15 protein-coding genes are annotated in these 15,788 nt (G+C 40.4%); 7 read left to right on the forward strand and 8 right to left on the reverse strand.

Annotated elements, in window-relative coordinates:
• Positions 1-110 precede the first annotated feature (110 nt).
• Both CYAN7822_RS09530 and CYAN7822_RS09535 read right to left on the reverse strand, forming a co-directional pair.
• A complete protein-coding gene (locus CYAN7822_RS09530) occupies positions 111-998 on the reverse strand; it encodes a ParA family protein (RefSeq protein ID WP_013322041.1) in 888 nt (295 codons plus the stop codon).
• 29 nt (positions 999-1,027) lie between these two features.
• Positions 1,028-2,170 (reverse strand): metallophosphoesterase family protein, encoded by a 1,143-nt coding sequence (locus tag CYAN7822_RS09535; RefSeq protein WP_013322042.1) that lies wholly within the window; start codon positions 2,168-2,170, stop codon positions 1,028-1,030.
• A 488-nt stretch (positions 2,171-2,658) separates the two neighbouring features.
• Here CYAN7822_RS09535 and CYAN7822_RS09540 point away from each other — a divergent pair, with 488 nt between their 5' ends.
• Complete coding sequence (locus tag CYAN7822_RS09540; protein ID WP_013322043.1) at positions 2,659-3,213, forward strand: hypothetical protein; 555 nt, start codon at positions 2,659-2,661, stop codon at positions 3,211-3,213.
• Positions 3,214-3,238: 25 nt separating this feature from the next.
• Here CYAN7822_RS09540 and CYAN7822_RS09545 read toward each other — a convergent pair whose 3' ends face one another.
• From CYAN7822_RS09545 to surE, 4 genes are all read right to left on the reverse strand, one after another.
• On the reverse strand, positions 3,239-4,426 hold the full coding sequence (locus CYAN7822_RS09545) for an FtsW/RodA/SpoVE family cell cycle protein (RefSeq protein WP_013322044.1): 1,188 nt from the start codon (positions 4,424-4,426) through the stop codon (positions 3,239-3,241).
• 280 nt (positions 4,427-4,706) lie between these two features.
• Positions 4,707-5,108 (reverse strand): peptide-methionine (R)-S-oxide reductase MsrB, encoded by a 402-nt coding sequence (gene msrB / locus CYAN7822_RS09550; RefSeq protein ID WP_013322045.1) that lies wholly within the window; start codon positions 5,106-5,108, stop codon positions 4,707-4,709.
• Positions 5,109-5,216: 108 nt separating this feature from the next.
• Complete coding sequence (locus tag CYAN7822_RS09555) at positions 5,217-5,798, reverse strand: DUF3727 domain-containing protein (protein ID WP_013322046.1); 582 nt, start codon at positions 5,796-5,798, stop codon at positions 5,217-5,219.
• A gap of 49 nt (positions 5,799-5,847) precedes the next feature.
• The gene (gene surE / locus CYAN7822_RS09560) at positions 5,848-6,663 is read right to left on the reverse strand and encodes a 5'/3'-nucleotidase SurE (protein WP_013322047.1); all 816 of its coding nucleotides are present in this window, start codon (positions 6,661-6,663) and stop codon (positions 5,848-5,850) included.
• 109 nt (positions 6,664-6,772) lie between these two features.
• Between surE and CYAN7822_RS09565 the strand changes: the two genes are divergently transcribed.
• Together CYAN7822_RS09565 and pheS are read left to right on the forward strand one after the other, a co-directional pair.
• The gene (locus CYAN7822_RS09565) at positions 6,773-7,987 is read left to right on the forward strand and encodes an RNA-guided endonuclease InsQ/TnpB family protein (protein ID WP_013322048.1); all 1,215 of its coding nucleotides are present in this window, start codon (positions 6,773-6,775) and stop codon (positions 7,985-7,987) included.
• Between the two features lie 156 nt (positions 7,988-8,143).
• Positions 8,144-9,148: a phenylalanine--tRNA ligase subunit alpha gene (pheS, locus tag CYAN7822_RS09570; protein WP_013322049.1), complete on the forward strand. Its 1,005-nt coding sequence runs from the start codon at positions 8,144-8,146 to the stop codon at positions 9,146-9,148.
• Between the two features lie 37 nt (positions 9,149-9,185).
• Here the strand turns inward: pheS and CYAN7822_RS09575 are convergent, their stop codons facing one another.
• Positions 9,186-10,139 (reverse strand): 2OG-Fe(II) oxygenase, encoded by a 954-nt coding sequence (locus tag CYAN7822_RS09575; RefSeq protein ID WP_013322050.1) that lies wholly within the window; start codon positions 10,137-10,139, stop codon positions 9,186-9,188.
• A gap of 706 nt (positions 10,140-10,845) precedes the next feature.
• Between CYAN7822_RS09575 and CYAN7822_RS09580 the strand changes: the two genes are divergently transcribed.
• The 4 genes from CYAN7822_RS09580 to CYAN7822_RS37575 all read left to right on the forward strand — a co-directional run bounded on the left by CYAN7822_RS09580 (position 10,846) and on the right by CYAN7822_RS37575 (position 14,930).
• On the forward strand, positions 10,846-12,759 hold the full coding sequence (locus CYAN7822_RS09580; RefSeq protein ID WP_013322051.1) for a transketolase C-terminal domain-containing protein: 1,914 nt from the start codon (positions 10,846-10,848) through the stop codon (positions 12,757-12,759).
• A gap of 188 nt (positions 12,760-12,947) precedes the next feature.
• Positions 12,948-13,415: a DUF29 domain-containing protein gene (locus CYAN7822_RS09585; RefSeq protein WP_013322052.1), complete on the forward strand. Its 468-nt coding sequence runs from the start codon at positions 12,948-12,950 to the stop codon at positions 13,413-13,415.
• A gap of 111 nt (positions 13,416-13,526) precedes the next feature.
• Positions 13,527-14,762 carry an LL-diaminopimelate aminotransferase gene (locus tag CYAN7822_RS09590; RefSeq protein ID WP_013322053.1) on the forward strand — a complete coding sequence of 412 codons (1,236 nt, stop codon included), beginning with the start codon at positions 13,527-13,529 and terminating at the stop codon, positions 14,760-14,762.
• 75 nt (positions 14,763-14,837) lie between these two features.
• Positions 14,838-14,930: a DUF29 domain-containing protein gene (locus tag CYAN7822_RS37575; RefSeq protein ID WP_216701572.1), complete on the forward strand. Its 93-nt coding sequence runs from the start codon at positions 14,838-14,840 to the stop codon at positions 14,928-14,930.
• 258 nt (positions 14,931-15,188) lie between these two features.
• Here the strand turns inward: CYAN7822_RS37575 and CYAN7822_RS09595 are convergent, their stop codons facing one another.
• Positions 15,189-15,755: a Uma2 family endonuclease gene (locus CYAN7822_RS09595; RefSeq protein ID WP_013322054.1), complete on the reverse strand. Its 567-nt coding sequence runs from the start codon at positions 15,753-15,755 to the stop codon at positions 15,189-15,191.
• Between the last annotated feature and the right edge of the window lie 33 nt (positions 15,756-15,788).

The following is a 15,788-nucleotide window of genomic DNA, read 5'->3' on the forward strand; positions in this document are numbered from 1 at the left end:
AGTAGGTCGCTTTTAAAAAGCCGGTTTTTTCCCTTTCTCCAATAAAATAGGGTTAATGAATTAATAGCTGTCTGTAGCCCATACTCATTAAAAAACTTTTTCAGCAGGCCCTATCTAGCAATTTTGCTTAAAAATTCTTCAGTCAATTTTACAAAAGCTCTTGAACCGGCAGAATTAGGCATAGACAACACTACGGGAGCAAACATATCTACGGCTTTAGCCACATTAACATCCATCGGAATCGAATTTTCAAATAATTTATGGGGTTCAAAATCTTCTCGAACTCGTTTCATGACTTGTTTATAATATCGACTCAGTAAACCACCGCCAGAAAGAATAAAAACGATGCCTAATAATCTTAAGTCTAGCGGGTCGCTTTCTAAGTGATTTTCTCTCATCTTAGTAATGCGTCTTTCTAAGAGTTGCATTCCTACCACAGATAAAGGTTCAGGTCGAGCCGGTAATAAATAAAAGTCACTAGCGGCAATTCCACTGCGAGTTAAAAGATTATAACCTGGGGCACAATCCATAATGATAAAATCATAGTCATCCCTAATAGGGTCTAAAATATCTTGAATGAGAACTCTTTCAAAATCATTCCAAATTTTTTCAAATTTAACATTACTGTTGGCTAAAGAGCGATAATGAAGCATTTCCGACACCAAATACTCATCATAAAGTTCGATGTCTCCGGGCAGTAATTCTAATCCATTAATTTGACATACGGAAGGGATAATAATATCCTGAATTGACAATTTTTTATAAGAATTAGGTTTAATAATATTGTCAATTAAATAGCTGATTGTCTGTCTTTTCTTGCGAGTTTTGGCAAAATCATGAGGCGACATTAAGCTCAATGTAGCACTAATTTGAGCATCTAGATCTAAGACTAAAACTCGTTTTCCATGATATTTAGCTAAACAAGTGGCTAAGTTAACAGTTAAGGTGGTCTTCCCCACTCCTCCTTTCATATTAACGGTACTAATAACTTTACCCATTGATCATTCCTAAATTACTTAATAATTGCTCATGGTTCACTTACATCCCGACGAAATATTCTACCATTGGGCGCGTCAATTACCCTAGGAAGGATTTTAATATCAATCATGGATAGGCTTTTCATATCATAGGTAGTGTAGCGGGTTGACTCACCATTGAGATCGATATCAACAACGGTGAGAGTTTTTGTAGGGGGAAGATTACTATTTAAAAGTTTTCTAGGACCTGCACCTAGTGCGCCGGTGTGGAGTAATTCTAAATGGCCTTTTTTGCCGGGATAATAGGCATGATGATGACCACTAACATAAGTATGGACGTGATAGCGTTCTAAAAGTGAGCGCAATTGTTCGGCATTGGCCAGATAATTGCCTGGGTTATCTCGTCCTACGGCAACCGCATATAGGGGTAAATGACCGATGGCTATTCGCATTTTAGCTTGTTGTGCCCCTTCAGAGGCAAGACTTTTTGAAGCCCATGCGAGTTGTTCGTGAGAGATAATATGAGTCGAAGCATCCCAGACAAGATAGAAAACGTCTTTTTGTGTAAAGGTATAGTAAAAGGGAAACCCTGATCGATCTACAAATTGCAGTCCGGTTTCGTGTTGCGGGTTATTCCAATAAGCAGAGGCTAATTGTCTTTCTGAGTCAAAGATAAATTTTCCTTGGTCTAAAGCTCCTGACGCATCATGATTACCTATAGTAAAACCAAAGGGAATGCCAGCATTTCTGATGGGTTTAGTAATATGCTGATCGAATGCACGCCACATGGCTTCTATTTGAGATTTCGTCAGGGAGGTTTTTTGTCCGGCGATCATGTCTCCGCCGCATAAGACAAGGTCCGGTTCCCAAGCGGGAATAAGTGCGATCGCTTGGTCTACTTCAGGTTCATAAGTAGTAGATCCGTACTGACTATTCAGGTCGCTAATGACCACGATACGTACATCGCCTTTGATGGTGGTGGCGAGTCCTTTGGGTGCCGGTGAGGGGTTAGAAGTAGGAGTAGGTCCAGTAGCAACGGGTGATGAGGAGAGGGGTTGATTAGACCCAGTAGTACGGTTTTTGGTTAGGGCTTGATGGGCTGGGGGACCGAACGCGTTCCGCACTAGGGTGGCTAAGGTTAAGCCGCATAAACTGCCCGTTACCATGAGAAATTGGCGGCGATCAAAGGTCATTTTACCATGCAAATCGGGAAGGGACGATCAAGATTTTATCGTTCTTTTCTTCTGTTTTTATTTTATTTAGGGTTGTCATTCAAGGGTGATAAGTCCTCAACTCACTGGGGTGCGGAACGAGTTCCGCACTACTCTATGGTGATGAGCATTATCAAGGCAAGGTGATATTCATTAACAGTCTGCCGTGACAGATATCACTGCTTCACTCGCTGCCTTCAGTTATATTAAAAGTTAAATTGTCAGTATAATAATGCCAAAAATATATCTTTTTTTAATGATAAAATTCTCAAATAAAATTATTCAGTAATTTCACTTAAATCTAACACAAAAAAAACTCATATTTTCTATTAAAATTGGTTGGTTTTACGGAAACTTTATATTATAAAATTGTGATAAATTATATATGTTCAACCAAAAAATGCAGTCTAAAAAGCTTTATAGCTAAATATCCTGTGGTTTTCTTAATAGCAAAAAAAGAGGTAATTCAGATGTTTAATCAACCAATAACCAAGATAACAAAACTTCAATTTAATCCACAAACTACTCTTTTAAAAGATGCTAAAAACCTCGTTTGTTTTGATGCACAAGAAGCGATTCCTTTCTGGATTTGGTTGTGGGAAAATCCTGGAAGCCCTATTGCTTTACCTGGAAAGATCAGTCTGGATCACCATGACTGTCTGCACGCTATTCTAGGGGTCGGCGTTTCTTTAGAGGATGAGGCCTTCTTAATTGGCGTGACTATGGGAAGTGATACAGACCTCCAAGAATGGCATTTAAAATTATTTAAATTTGTTTCTCGATTTTTATATCCGAAAAAATTCCGTTTTCGTACCCAAGATTTTTTTGTTTTTGATTTAGGGGTAGAATTGGGCAGAAAGCTAAAAATCAAAAATCTCAACAAAATTGATTTTGCTCTCTACGAAAACAAAACCGTTGCTGAAGTCAGAGACGCTTTAGGGCTTAACGAGATTTTATTGCTATTAAATTCCGAGTTGACTCAACCTCAGCAAGCACATTCGTTACAGCAGTTTTCCTTTGGCTAAAATCATCAATACAAGTAGCGGCTTTCTACTCATTAACTGTGGCGCGTCGATTTTTCATCGGGACAACTTCAGCCTCACTACTTTCTCTAGCCACCCGAATTAACAACCCTGCTAAAAATAAACTCGCTAGACTGGAACTTCCCCCATAACTAAACAAGGGTAAGGGTAAACCTGTGGTTGGTAATGAGCCGGTGGCTACCCCTATATTCAGCAATGATTGTCCTACTAAAATCGTCATTGCTCCCATTGCCACTAAGCGTTTGACTCGATGACGACATTTGAGTGCTACTGATAACGCTACTGTGGCAAAAGCCATTAATAATAATAATAATAATATTCCCCCAATAAAACCGAATTCTTCGGCATAGACAGCAAAGATAAAATCTGTATCCGCAAAGGGTAAATAGAATTGTTTTTGTTGCGACATTCCATATCCTACACCCCAATTTCCGCCGGAACCAATAGCGAGTAAACTTTGAACCAGTTGGTATCCATCGCCTCTAGGGTCCGCCCAAGGATTCATAAAAGATAGTACACGCCGCCTTTGATATTCCTGTAAACTGATACTAATAAATCCGGTTAAGCCGCCTCCTATAGCCGTTGACAATAAGTAAAACATCGGTAACCCTGAAGCGAGAGCAATTAACCATAAGGTTATGCCACAGAGAGCGGTGGTACTCAAATTAGGTTGAATGAGAATTCCTGCCAAAACCACGCCAAAAAGCCCTACCCATTGTAGGCGAATTTTCCAGGATAATCGAAACCAATCGCCAAAAATTCTGGCACTTTGCAGCACTAAAAAGGGTTTCATCAACTCTGAAGGTTGAATCAAGATGGGTCCAATTTTAATCCAACGGGTTGCGCCATTGACCGTTTCTCCTAACCCAGGAACTAAGGTACTCAAAATCATTCCTAGGACGAGTAATACCATCCAAGGTGCAATATTTAAGAAATAGCGTAGGGGAGATCGGGTAATAAAATTGAAGCCAATCATACCTATCCACAGCCAGATTAATTGTCTTATGACGTTATTTGGCCCGTATACAGGGTAGGAGGCACTAAATTGAATAATTAACCCGATCGATAGCCAAAGAAGGGTAAGCCAGCGTAGTAAACGCGCCTCTACTGACCAAGTTTCTACATTACTCTCAAAAAATGGAAATAAGTAGCGTATCCACCGCAAATTCGACGAATTTTTCCCCCTTGCTATCATATTATCTTTGTCCTTATCGATCTTCCTTTAAAGGGCTATTACTGCGATTGATGAGAGTTTACTAATGTTTGTTCCTTAATTAGTCAAGAGTCAAGAGTCAAGAGTCAAGAGTCAATAGTCAGTAGATACCTCTTGAAGAGGGGCCCTTGGTCATTAGTGAATTAGCAATTTTATAATCGTTTTTTTCTAGCCATTAGTTAATTGTTAACTCAACTCCATAAACAAGAAAAAGAGATAACTAATGACTAATGACTAATGACTAATGACTAATAACTAATAACTATTCTTCTTGTTTTTTAAATGTCAAAGCGGCAGAATTCATACAATAACGTAATCCTGTCGGTTTCGGCCCATCATTAAAAACATGACCCAAATGAGCGTCACAAGCGGCACATAAGACTTCTGTTCGTTTCATAAACAAAGCATAATCATCTTCGCACTTAATATTTTCTTCCTTTAAAGGTTTCCAAAAACTCGGCCATCCGGTTCCGGAATTATATTTTGTTTCTGAACTAAATAATTCATTGCCACAACAAACACATTTATAGGTTCCTTTTTCTTTATTGTCATGATATTGACCTGTAAATGCTCTTTCTGTTCCCTTTTTGCGGGTGACTTTAAATTGTTCTGGGGTGAGAATTTCTTTCCACTCTTGTTCAGTTTTTTCGACTTTATCCACCATATTTTCGCGTTTTTTTCTTTAAATAGTTATTTATTTAGACCCTATTGTCTAATTTTATTGTAATGGATTTATTGGCTTTTGATTTTCAAAATTTCTCTGTTGAGAGTTTTAATCCATTTCGTCAAAAAGTAAATCTTCAAGAATCGGCTGAATATCTTCATCATCAGGAGATACCAGTTCTATTTTGCCGAAATTATCATAAGTTGCTAAAAACAGTAGAGGAGTTAAAGGGGTATAAATGGAATATTTTTGGTCTAGATGATAGAAACTAGCCAAAAACTGTAACTCTTCTGGTTCTAACCTTTCTTGCTCCTCTGAGTTCAGTTCTAAAGTGAGAATTCCTTCATCTTCTAAAGGAGGTAATTCACCACTTACCGTCAGGGTATAAGCGGTATGCTTGAGGGTCAGATCGAGTTCAGCTAATACGGCTTTAGCATCGGCAAAAATCTTTACTATTTCGGTTTCATCTTCTATTAGAAAAGTTTCTGATAAATCATCTTCCTCGGCTTCATCATCCAAAGCGAGAATAACCACTGGGGTATCAATGGGCATCAGCAGAAGATAAGCAACATCTTCAGTTTCTAAAGCATTTTCAATGTAACACTCTAGCGATCGCCCTGATTCATCTGTCAGCGTGACGATCTCAGCATCATCTAACTCGTTGTCTGGATTATATTGAGATGAGGACATAGTACCTAGAACGACCTTGATTGATTAGAATATCATGATTTTTGGCCCTTTAGGCACCAAACCAGTTTGCTTGATCAAGGTGTTCAAATCCTTGAACATCAGTCAGATTATATTGCAAAGGGGTAATAGTAATATAGTGGTCTCGAATGGCCTGAACATCTGTAGGGATATGGGTAGGAAGATGGAGATGATCGGGTTGAGAAATTTCTTCAATGACTTCACCCACTAACCAATAATAATTTTTTCCTCTGGGATCGAGGCGCTTTTCAAAGTTTTCTTGATAACGCCTTAAACCTTGTCGAGTCAGCTTGACACCGGCGATTTTTTGTGAAGGGACGGCAGGCACATTTACATTTAAGAGAGTCGGTTGAGGTAAAGGCTGTTCGGCTAATAAAGCCACTAAAACGACGGCAAATTCGGCGGCGGGGGTGAAGTCATCTTCAGAAAAACTGGTTAAACTGAAGGCAATACTGGTAATGCCGTCGATGAGTCCTTCCATAGCGGCGCTAACGGTTCCTGAATAGAGGATATCAGTCCCGAGATTAGACCCATGATTAATGCCAGAAATCACTAAATCTGGACGTTCAGAAAGGACAGCACTCAAGGCAAATTTAACACAGTCAGAGGGAGTCCCTGAACAAGACCAAGCAGTGACTTCAGGAGCAAAAATTCCCTGAACAATTTGGGCCCTGATGGGTTGATGTAATGTTAGTCCGTGACCCGTAGCTGATCGTTCCCGATCAGGGCAAACTACTGTCACCTGATGGCCGGCTTGGGCTAAAGTGTTGGCTAATGTACGAACCCCTCCTGCAAAAATCCCATCATCATTGGTAATCAATAGTTTTAATGACTTCTGTGTGGTCATCGTAAATTTTGGGTGGAAACCCCGTGCTTAAGCGCACGGCTTTACTTAATTGTACCATCTCACAGAATATATGTTAGAATGTGAAATATAGGTCTAATATTCTCAAGGCATGACCGCTCCGAAGGACTGCGAAGCAGCACGCGCATTCAAATTCAGATTTTACCCAACGAAAGAGCAAGAAAACATTTTGCGTCGGACATTGGGCTGTGTGCGTTTGGTCTATAACAAGGCTTTGCATGAGAGAACACAAGCATGGTACGAGCGACTTGAGAGAATTGACTACTGTCAGACCTCCGCTATGCTCACCTCTTGGAAAAAACAAGAGGACTTGGATTTTCTCAATGAGGTTAGCTGTGTTCCTCTTCAGCAAACTTTGAGACACCTTCAGAGAGCTTTTGCTAACTTTTTTGGGAAAACCGCTAAGTATCCCCGTTTCAAAAAGAAAAGAAGTGGAGGAAGTGCAGAGTTTACCAAATCGGCTTTCAAATGGAAAGATGGCCAAGTTTGGTTGGCCAAATGCAAAGAACCATTGACTATTCGCTGGAGTCAGCAACTTCCGCAAAATACGGAACCATCGACGATAACTATCAAACTCGATGCTTCTGGTAGATGGTTTATTTCTCTTTTGGTTAGGGATGAGAGTATTGAACCCTTGCCAAAAACCGATAAAGTCATTGGAATCGACTTGGGGATAACCAGTCTGATCACCACAAGCAATGGGACTAAAGTTAGTAATCCTAGGCATTTTAATAAGCTCTACAAAAAGCTTAAACGAGTTCAAAAAGCGTATTCTAAAACTCAAAAAGGCTCTAAGAATAGAGAAAAGGCTAGATTGAAAGTAGCCAAAGTTCACGCGAAAATAGGGGATTCTAGAAGAGATTTTCTCCATAAACTGACAACTCAACTTGTACGTGAAAACCAAACGATAGTAGTTGAGGATTTGGCAGTTAGAAATATGGTCAAAAACTCTAAGTTAGCTAAGGCAATATCCGACTGTGGATGGTCTGAGTTTGTCAGTCAACTTGAATATAAATGCCAGTGGTATGGTCGTGAACTGGTAAAAATTGATCGCTTTTTCCCGAGCAGTAAGCGGTGTGGGAACTGCGGTCTCGTAATTGACAAATTGCCATTGAGTGTTCGCTCGTGGGAGTGTCCAGAGTGTGGAACTGTCCATGACCGCGACATCAATGCAAGTCGCAATATTCTGGCCGCCGGGCTGGCGGTGAGAGTCTGTGGAGCGGACATAAGACCTGATAGGCATAAGTCTAAAGGGCAGTTGCGAAAAACCCGGATTCGGGAAGGAAACAAGAAACCCAAATCGTGAGGTTTGGGAATCACCGCCCGTTTTACGGCGGTGAGGATGTCAATGTGTCTTATCTGTCGAGCAAAAAACTACAATAGCTTGATCAACAAAGATATAATCGAGTTTGGTGATGAGGGTAGCTCAACCCAAATAGGTTAATCAGCAATAATTTTGATCATGACCACCTCCTTAAGCCAAATAGAGACAGATCTACAAACCCTGCAACAAGAAGCCGATAGCGCGATCGCCCTTACCACGACCCTAGAAGAATTGGAACAGCTACGGGTTCAATATCTCGGGAAAAAAGGACAACTTGGGCAAATTCTCAAAACTATGGGCAAGTTATCGCCTGAAGATCGTCCGCGCCTAGGTGCATTAGCCAATGAAGTCAAAGAAGGGCTACAGACTCAGTTAGAGAACCAACGTCAGACCTTACAACAGGCGCAAATTCAAGCCCAATTAGCCGCAGAAACCCTAGACGTAACCATGCCGGGGGTAAGTCGTCCGATCGGTCGTGTTCATCCCCTCAATAATACTATTGATCGCGTGTTAGATATTTTTGTGGGGCTAGGGTATACAGTCGCCACAGGGCCCCATGTAGAAACCGATTATTATAATTTTGAGGCGTTAAATATTCCGGCTGACCATCCGGCACGTGATATGCAGGATACTTTCTTTTTGGCCAATGGTCATTTGTTGAGAACCCATACTTCGCCGGTGCAAATTCGTTATATGGAAACCCATCAGCCGCCTATTCGCATTGTGGCACCAGGACGGGTTTATCGTCGAGATACCGTAGATGCCACTCACTCGGCCGTTTTCCATCAAGTAGAATTGTTGGCCATTGATAAGGGATTAACTTTTACTGACCTTAAAGGGACTCTCAAAGAATTTATTCGTCAGATTTTTGGCGAAGAGTTACCGGTTAAATTTCGGGCTAGTTATTTCCCGTTTACTGAACCTTCTGCGGAAGTGGATGTGCAATGGAAAGGCAAATGGTTAGAAGTGCTGGGTTGCGGCATGGTAGACCCCAATGTGTTAAAAGCTGTGGGGTATGATCCAGAAGTTTATACTGGTTTTGCCGCCGGTCTAGGAGTAGAACGCTTTGCTATGGTGCTTCATCAAATTGATGATATTCGCCGTTGTTACCAGAGTGATTGGCGGTTTTTGCGTCAGTTTTAATTGTCAAAGGGGCGAACAAATGGGCAGCCCCTTCTGGCTAAAACAAAGGAAATGAAGATTTTTTTAATTTAATCCATAAGTGCCATAATTTCCATAAGTTTTGATGTTTTAAAGCCAAATAGCGCTTAATCTGCATTTTGATATTTTCGAGTTCAGAAGAATTTTCTAACTCTTTTTTTTGATAAAAATGAATTAAATCATCTCGTCTTTTTAACAAAACTTTTATTTCTTGATAATCTTCTTGTGTTAAGACTTTGCCCGGTTGAATATGAGGAGGAAGAGGGCGATGTATATAAAAGGTGGTATGAGGTGGGGCTAGTTCATCTTCGGGTCTTTCTTTGGTATATAAATATATAGAAATTGATTTTCGAGATAAATGCTGTTTTTCCGCAGGCAGTTGAATTTTAGTAAAGCCATGCCATGAATATTCATTGGTTTCAAAAATCACACAGCGATTGAATAGAGGAAGCAAGGCTGTAATTTGATTTTCATCGGGTTCTCGGGGATTAGAATGCAATTCTAAACATCCTCCCCAACTTTCTTCCCACTCTTTATTTAAAAAAATAATGACATTTAAGCGGCGATGATACCACCTTCTTTCATCTAAATTAAAGTCTACATGAGGGTCTAATTCTTGCCCATTTAAATTTTCGTGAGTTCCTCCTCCATAAAAGGTTTCGTCGTTGATGAGTTTTTCTATCCCTGTCAGTTGAGAAATACAATCGAGAAAAGCTGTCGAACCCAGATGTTCAGCTAGAATTTGATAATTAATGCTGATTTCTCCTAAATTCTCATGCACGGATTTTCCGCCAAGGGTTCCGGTTTCACTGATGGCTTTTTGAGGATCAAATAGGGGAAATTCTTGCAACAGTGTTTGAGCCACATCTGGGTCGAAAAAATTGTCGATAACAACGTGTTTAAATGGTTTTCCTTCTTCAAACTGTTTTCTATATATACTAATTTTATCCTGTAAAGCTTTATTGATTAACATAGCTTATTGCTCAAGCTGATCCATAGCTAATTGATCCTACACCATTCGGCTGACAGTCATAGAGCATCTAAAGAGAGATATAAAAAGTGATTTCGTGGCTACAAAATGGCTGTAATAAGCTCAATCGCTGGCTTTTCAGGCTTTTAGTCAGCTTTTCTTATCAGCACGCCTTATGTGTTTTCGTAGACAAATAACTTTTTTTTGTCAAATAGTCTTTACAATCCTTAACATTTTTGTTAACTTATTGAATAAGCAAACCACAAAAAAAGGTTGTCAAAAAATTTCTGCTATCGCTTCACTCAAATGTTAGCCGGCAACCAACAGTCTTTCTCAGTGTATCTCCCATTGACATTGAGTTCTCCTACAACAGCAGTAACCTCGGTAAATGCCGAGGTTTTTTTATCTAGGGTTGAGAATGTGTGAATGTCCTAATATTCTCTGTGGAGTGTCCTTTTTCTAAAGAGTATGTTTTAAATTTTGAAAATCTTTTTCCTCAAGAGAACGAGGACGATTTTTGATTTTAAAAGCTTACAATTGTCTTTGTGGAGCTACCGAGATGATTGATCATCAACAAAAATTTTAGGACTATTAATTGACTTATTAGCGATACAATTGCTTAAATGCCCTACCACCGTTTAGGGTTAGGTTGATTCAATCATCGTCGTTATTATGACGAATCTTGTTAATCTATTGAGGAACAATAGCCATGACTTTAGCGAAAGCTGCCTTTCCCATCAATTTGAGTGCCTATAAGCCCTTAACCTTAGATCCCACCAATCCAACTTTAACCCCGGAGCAGAAAGAAACCTTAAAAGCCAATATTCAATTATGCCGCGATGCGATCGTTTTCTTCACGGCGACGGGAGCAGCAAGGGGTGTAGGCGGTCATACAGGCGGCCCCTATGATACAGTGCCAGAAGTCTTGATTTTAGATAGCTTGTTCCACTCTCAACCTAATAAATTTGTGCCGATTTTCTTTGATGAGGCCGGACATCGGGTAGGAACACAATATTTAATGGCGGCTTTAGAAGGGAGTTTACCTCTTGAACAACTGCTACATTATCGTGAGGCCCATTATCATCTACCCGGACACCCTGAACTCGGTTTGACTCCTGGGGTTAAATTTAGTTCTGGAAGATTGGGACATATGTGGCCCTATGTCAATGGGGTGGCTTTAGCAAATCCTAACAAAATCGTTTTTTGTTTGGGGTCTGATGGTTCACAACAAGAAGGTAATGACGCAGAAGCCGCCCGTCTGGCTGTAGCGCAAAAGTTGAATGTTAAACTGATCATTGATGATAATGATGTGACCATTGCCGGACATCCTTCAAGTTATTTACCGGGTTATAGCGTCAGCCAAACCCTCCAAGGTCACGGTGTCACCATATTAGAGGGAGATGGGGAAGATATCGATGACTTATATCGTCGCATCTGCCAAGCGGTTACCAGTGTTGGCCCTGTGGCTGTCATTAATAAGCGTAAAATGTGTGTAGGAATTGAAGGATTAGAAGGTTCTACTCACGGCCATGATGTTATTTCTGTCAAATTAGCCCTGGCTTATCTAGAAAAACGAGGACTCACCGACGCGGTTGACTATCTCAAGAGTATTCAAGCGCCCAAACAAACCTATAAGTTTATCGGTTCTGGCGATAATTGGGGTTCTAACCGCAATGTGTTCGGTGATGCGGTGGTGTCTGTACTCGGCAAAATGAACGAACAAGAACGCAAAGAGAAAGTCATGTGTATTGATAATGACTTAGAAGGTTCTTGCGGACTCAATAAAATTCATGCCGCTTACCCAGAAATTTTTGTCAGTGGCGGCATTATGGAACGGGGGAATATTTCTGCGGCTGCTGGGTTTGGCATGGAGGAAGGCAAACAAGGAATTTTTGGAACCTTCAGCGCCTTTTTAGAAATGTGTATTTCTGAAATTACCATGGCGCGGCTGAATAAATCTAATTTACTCTGTCATTTTTCCCATGCAGGTATTGACGATATGGCCGATAATACCTGTCACTTCGGAATTAATAATATGTTCGCCGATAATGGGTTAGATGATGGTTACCCCACTTGGTTATATTTTCCGGCAGATGCGGCTCAAATGAAGGCTTGTGTTGAGTCAGTTTTTCATCAGCCCGGTTTACGGTTTATTTATTCAACTCGTTCTAAAACCCCCAATATTCTCGATGCTAATGGCAAAGATTTCTTTGGAGAAGGCTATACTTTTACCCCCGGTAAAGATGAAGTAGTACGAGAAGGTAGCGCTGGTTATATTGTTACGTTTGGGGATGCTTTATATCGTGCTGTAGATGCCGCAGAACGTTTAAAACAAGAGGGCATTAATGTGGGAGTCATCAATAAGTCTACCCTCAATGTTATTGATGAGGAAACTTTAGCCAAAGTCGGTGCTTCTCCTTTTGTCTTGGTGGTTGAACCTTTTAACCGCCGCACGGGACTCGGTAGCCGCTTTGGTTCTTGGTTACTTGAACGGGGTTTAACGCCTAAATTTGCCTATTTGGGAACTTATAAGGAAGGTTGTGGCGGCTTATGGGAACAGTATCCTTTCCAAGGTCTTGATCCCGAAGGCATCATCAACAAAGTTAAGGAATTAGTTGGTTAATTCTAGTTAGGGTGGGTTAGCCGCACGGGAACCCACTCAGTCACAACTATAATTATTTTGATTAAGTGAATACTATGAGGGTGAGAGATTTCAATAAAATTTTCTAAACAATTTATCTGAGTTTTTCACTTAATCAAACTAATCAAAAGTTAATTTTAATAAAAGTCTAGCTACTTATATGGTCAGTTATGGTCAGTCCCAGTCAATCAATATCTTTAAAAAATCTCTATGAAAAGGATTTTTATCTTTGGCTCTTAACTATGGCTAAATTACTTAAGGAGCAACGTTTTAATGAGGTGGATTTAGAAAATTTAATTGAAGAAATTGAAGCAATGGGAAGAAGTGAGAAGCGGGAAATAGAAAGCCGCTTGATAACAATTCTTGAACATCTTTTAAAATTAATTTATTGGCAAGCAGAAAAAGAAAATAATGCGAGAGGCTGGAGAAATACAATTGTTGAGCAAAGAGAACAATTAAATCTGGTTTTAAAAGATAGTCCTAGTCTTAAAGTCAGACTCGATGAAATTTTTGGGGTCTGCTATCAAAAAGCTATTAAAATAATTATTCGGAAATATGAATTACCGGCAACAATGTTTCCTAGTGAGCCTTGTTTTTCTCTTGAAGATGTACTCAATGCTGATTATTTTCCCGAGTAAGCAGAAAAAAGGAATATAAAAGTAAGCTAAAACAACATTTCAAGATTTTATTAATCATAATTAATCATTGTATAATCATTTAATCCGAGTCCGTGTTTGTAGCAATTGAATATGGCAACCATTAACGACAACTATCTGAAACTCAAAGCCGGTTATTTATTTCCCGAAATTGCAAGACGGGTTAATGCCTTCGCAGAAGCGCACCCAGAAGCTAAAATTATTAAACTGGGGATCGGCGATGTGACTGAACCGTTACCCGAAGCTTGTCGCCAAGCCATGATTAAAGCCGTTGAAGAGATGGGCGACCGCGCTACATTTAAAGGGTATGGTCCAGAACAAGGTTATGCTTGGTTACGGGAAAAAATCGCCCTTCAAGACTTCCAAGCGCGAGGATGTGAAATAGATGCTTCGGAAATCTTTGTCTCTGATGGTTCTAAATGCGATACGGGTAATATCCTTGATATCTTTGGCCACAATAATACCATTGCTGTTACTGATCCAGTTTATCCCGTGTATGTCGATACTAACGTGATGGCAGGACATACCGGCGACGTGAACGAAAAAGGCGAGTATCAAGGCTTAGTTTATCTGCCCATGACCGCCGAAAATAATTTTACTCCCGATCTTCCCGACCAAAAAGTCGATCTTATTTATCTCTGTTTTCCCAATAACCCCACCGGGGCAACAGCTACCCGAGAAGACTTGACAAAATGGGTAAATTATGCTAAAGAAAATGGGTCTATTATATTCTTTGATGCGGCTTATGAAGCCTTTATAACTGATGGGAGTCTTCCTCATTCTATCTATGAAATTGAAGGAGCAAGAGATTGTGCCATCGAATTTCGCTCTTTTTCCAAAAATGCCGGTTTTACGGGGACTCGTTGCGCGTTGACGGTGGTTCCGAAAACCCTAAAAGCTAAAGCGGCTAATGGAGAGGATGTAGACTTATGGAAATTATGGAACCGTCGTCAGTCTACTAAGTTTAACGGGGTTTCTTATCTTGTACAACGCGGCGCTGAGGCGGTTTATTCCGAAGAAGGTCAGGCACAAGTGAAGGCATTAATTAACTTTTATCTGGAAAATGCCCAGATTATTTGTGATAAATTGTCTTTTGCTGGTTTAAATGTTTATGGGGGTGTTAATGCGCCCTATGTTTGGGTGAAGACTCCCGAGGGTTTGTCGAGTTGGGATTTCTTTGATAAGTTGCTACAATCGGCCAATGTGGTAGGAACGCCGGGGTCCGGTTTTGGTGCGGCGGGTGAAAGTTATTTCCGTATTAGCGCTTTTAATAGCCGCGAAAATGTAGAAGAAGCTACTAGACGTATTATTGAAAAGTTGAAAGTGTAACCCTGCATTTAGTTGATCCCCCCAACCCCCCCCTTAACAAAGGGGGGTTAAAAAGAGGATGCTTTAGGATATGTAATGGATAAAACCGAGGGGAAATTAAAAAACTTACCTCAAAATTGTCCTTATAGCTTAGAGCGGCTACTAGATATTAATTATCTGCCTGAATAATTTGAGGAATAAACAAAGTTAGACAGATGTGACCCTTCGACACCGCTAGGGCAAGCTTACTTCTGCAAGAAGTCTAAAGTTCTCAATTCCCTTTGAATTCCGACTCCTGACTTGGTGGCTCCCCCTCTCAACGATGAACTATAGCGCTACGCGCTAGGGAACACCGGATCTGGGAACAGGCAACAGTTGATTATGACAAGGTTTTATCTTCTCGCCATGTCCTAACTTTAATGCGTAGTGCTGTATAATTCTGTCCACCTACTTAAAAACTTGCCTTGCTGTCAGTTGTAAAGATGAAAAAGCGGCTGACAAAATTCGCTCATTTCCCTCAAAAACTTGTTCTTCATAAAATCCATCTACTAGCGTTAACACTGTCACCCGTTCTTTACCGGGATCAACAATCCAATATTCAGCAATTCCCCGTGCCGCATACTCGGAGCGTTTATAGCGATAATCTCGATCTTCATTAATTTTACCTGGAGAAACCACTTCAACCACCAGTGCAGGAGAGGGCATATCCTGAGTAATGGTTGCTCGTCGTCCCTCCATAGCCGCTAATAACTCCTCAGTTAAGATCATCAAGTCTGGAAGTCTCACCCGAGCGCGATTACCAGTGACCACAATTTCTGTATCTTTATGACGAATCAGATAAATCGGAACATACTTCAGAAATTCACAAAGCAAGTAGAGTGAAATTAAGTTATTGCGGTCATTTTCTGGCGGCATGGCAATTAATTCTCCATCCACAAGCTCATATTTATTTTCAGTATCATCCTCATAGATAAGGTACTCTTCTAGAGTCAGTTTTTTGCTCGTGCTAGTCATAGAGATTTACCTCTGAAACTGCTATTTCTAGCA

The sequence above is a fragment of the Gloeothece verrucosa PCC 7822 genome, from assembly GCF_000147335.1.
In the GTDB taxonomy this organism is placed as follows: domain Bacteria; phylum Cyanobacteriota; class Cyanobacteriia; order Cyanobacteriales; family Microcystaceae; genus Gloeothece; species Gloeothece verrucosa.

Coding starts and splice junctions, on each gene's coding strand:
- CYAN7822_RS09565 (WP_013322048.1), top strand. CDS start 6,773: ATGACCGCTCCGAAGGACTGCGAAGCAGCACGCGCATTCAAATTCAGA.
- surE (WP_013322047.1), bottom strand. CDS start 6,663: ATGACCACACAGAAGTCATTAAAACTATTGATTACCAATGATGATGGG.
- CYAN7822_RS09540 (WP_013322043.1), top strand. CDS start 2,659: ATGTTTAATCAACCAATAACCAAGATAACAAAACTTCAATTTAATCCA.
- CYAN7822_RS09575 (WP_013322050.1), bottom strand. CDS start 10,139: ATGTTAATCAATAAAGCTTTACAGGATAAAATTAGTATATATAGAAAA.
- CYAN7822_RS37575 (WP_216701572.1), top strand. CDS start 14,838: ATGGATAAAACCGAGGGGAAATTAAAAAACTTACCTCAAAATTGTCCT.
- CYAN7822_RS09545 (WP_013322044.1), bottom strand. CDS start 4,426: ATGATAGCAAGGGGGAAAAATTCGTCGAATTTGCGGTGGATACGCTAC.
- CYAN7822_RS09580 (WP_013322051.1), top strand. CDS start 10,846: ATGACTTTAGCGAAAGCTGCCTTTCCCATCAATTTGAGTGCCTATAAG.
- CYAN7822_RS09595 (WP_013322054.1), bottom strand. CDS start 15,755: ATGACTAGCACGAGCAAAAAACTGACTCTAGAAGAGTACCTTATCTAT.
- CYAN7822_RS09555 (WP_013322046.1), bottom strand. CDS start 5,798: ATGTCCTCATCTCAATATAATCCAGACAACGAGTTAGATGATGCTGAG.
- msrB (WP_013322045.1), bottom strand. CDS start 5,108: ATGGTGGATAAAGTCGAAAAAACTGAACAAGAGTGGAAAGAAATTCTC.
- CYAN7822_RS09585 (WP_013322052.1), top strand. CDS start 12,948: ATGGTCAGTCCCAGTCAATCAATATCTTTAAAAAATCTCTATGAAAAG.
- CYAN7822_RS09590 (WP_013322053.1), top strand. CDS start 13,527: ATGGCAACCATTAACGACAACTATCTGAAACTCAAAGCCGGTTATTTA.
- CYAN7822_RS09530 (WP_013322041.1), bottom strand. CDS start 998: ATGGGTAAAGTTATTAGTACCGTTAATATGAAAGGAGGAGTGGGGAAG.
- pheS (WP_013322049.1), top strand. CDS start 8,144: ATGACCACCTCCTTAAGCCAAATAGAGACAGATCTACAAACCCTGCAA.
- CYAN7822_RS09535 (WP_013322042.1), bottom strand. CDS start 2,170: ATGACCTTTGATCGCCGCCAATTTCTCATGGTAACGGGCAGTTTATGC.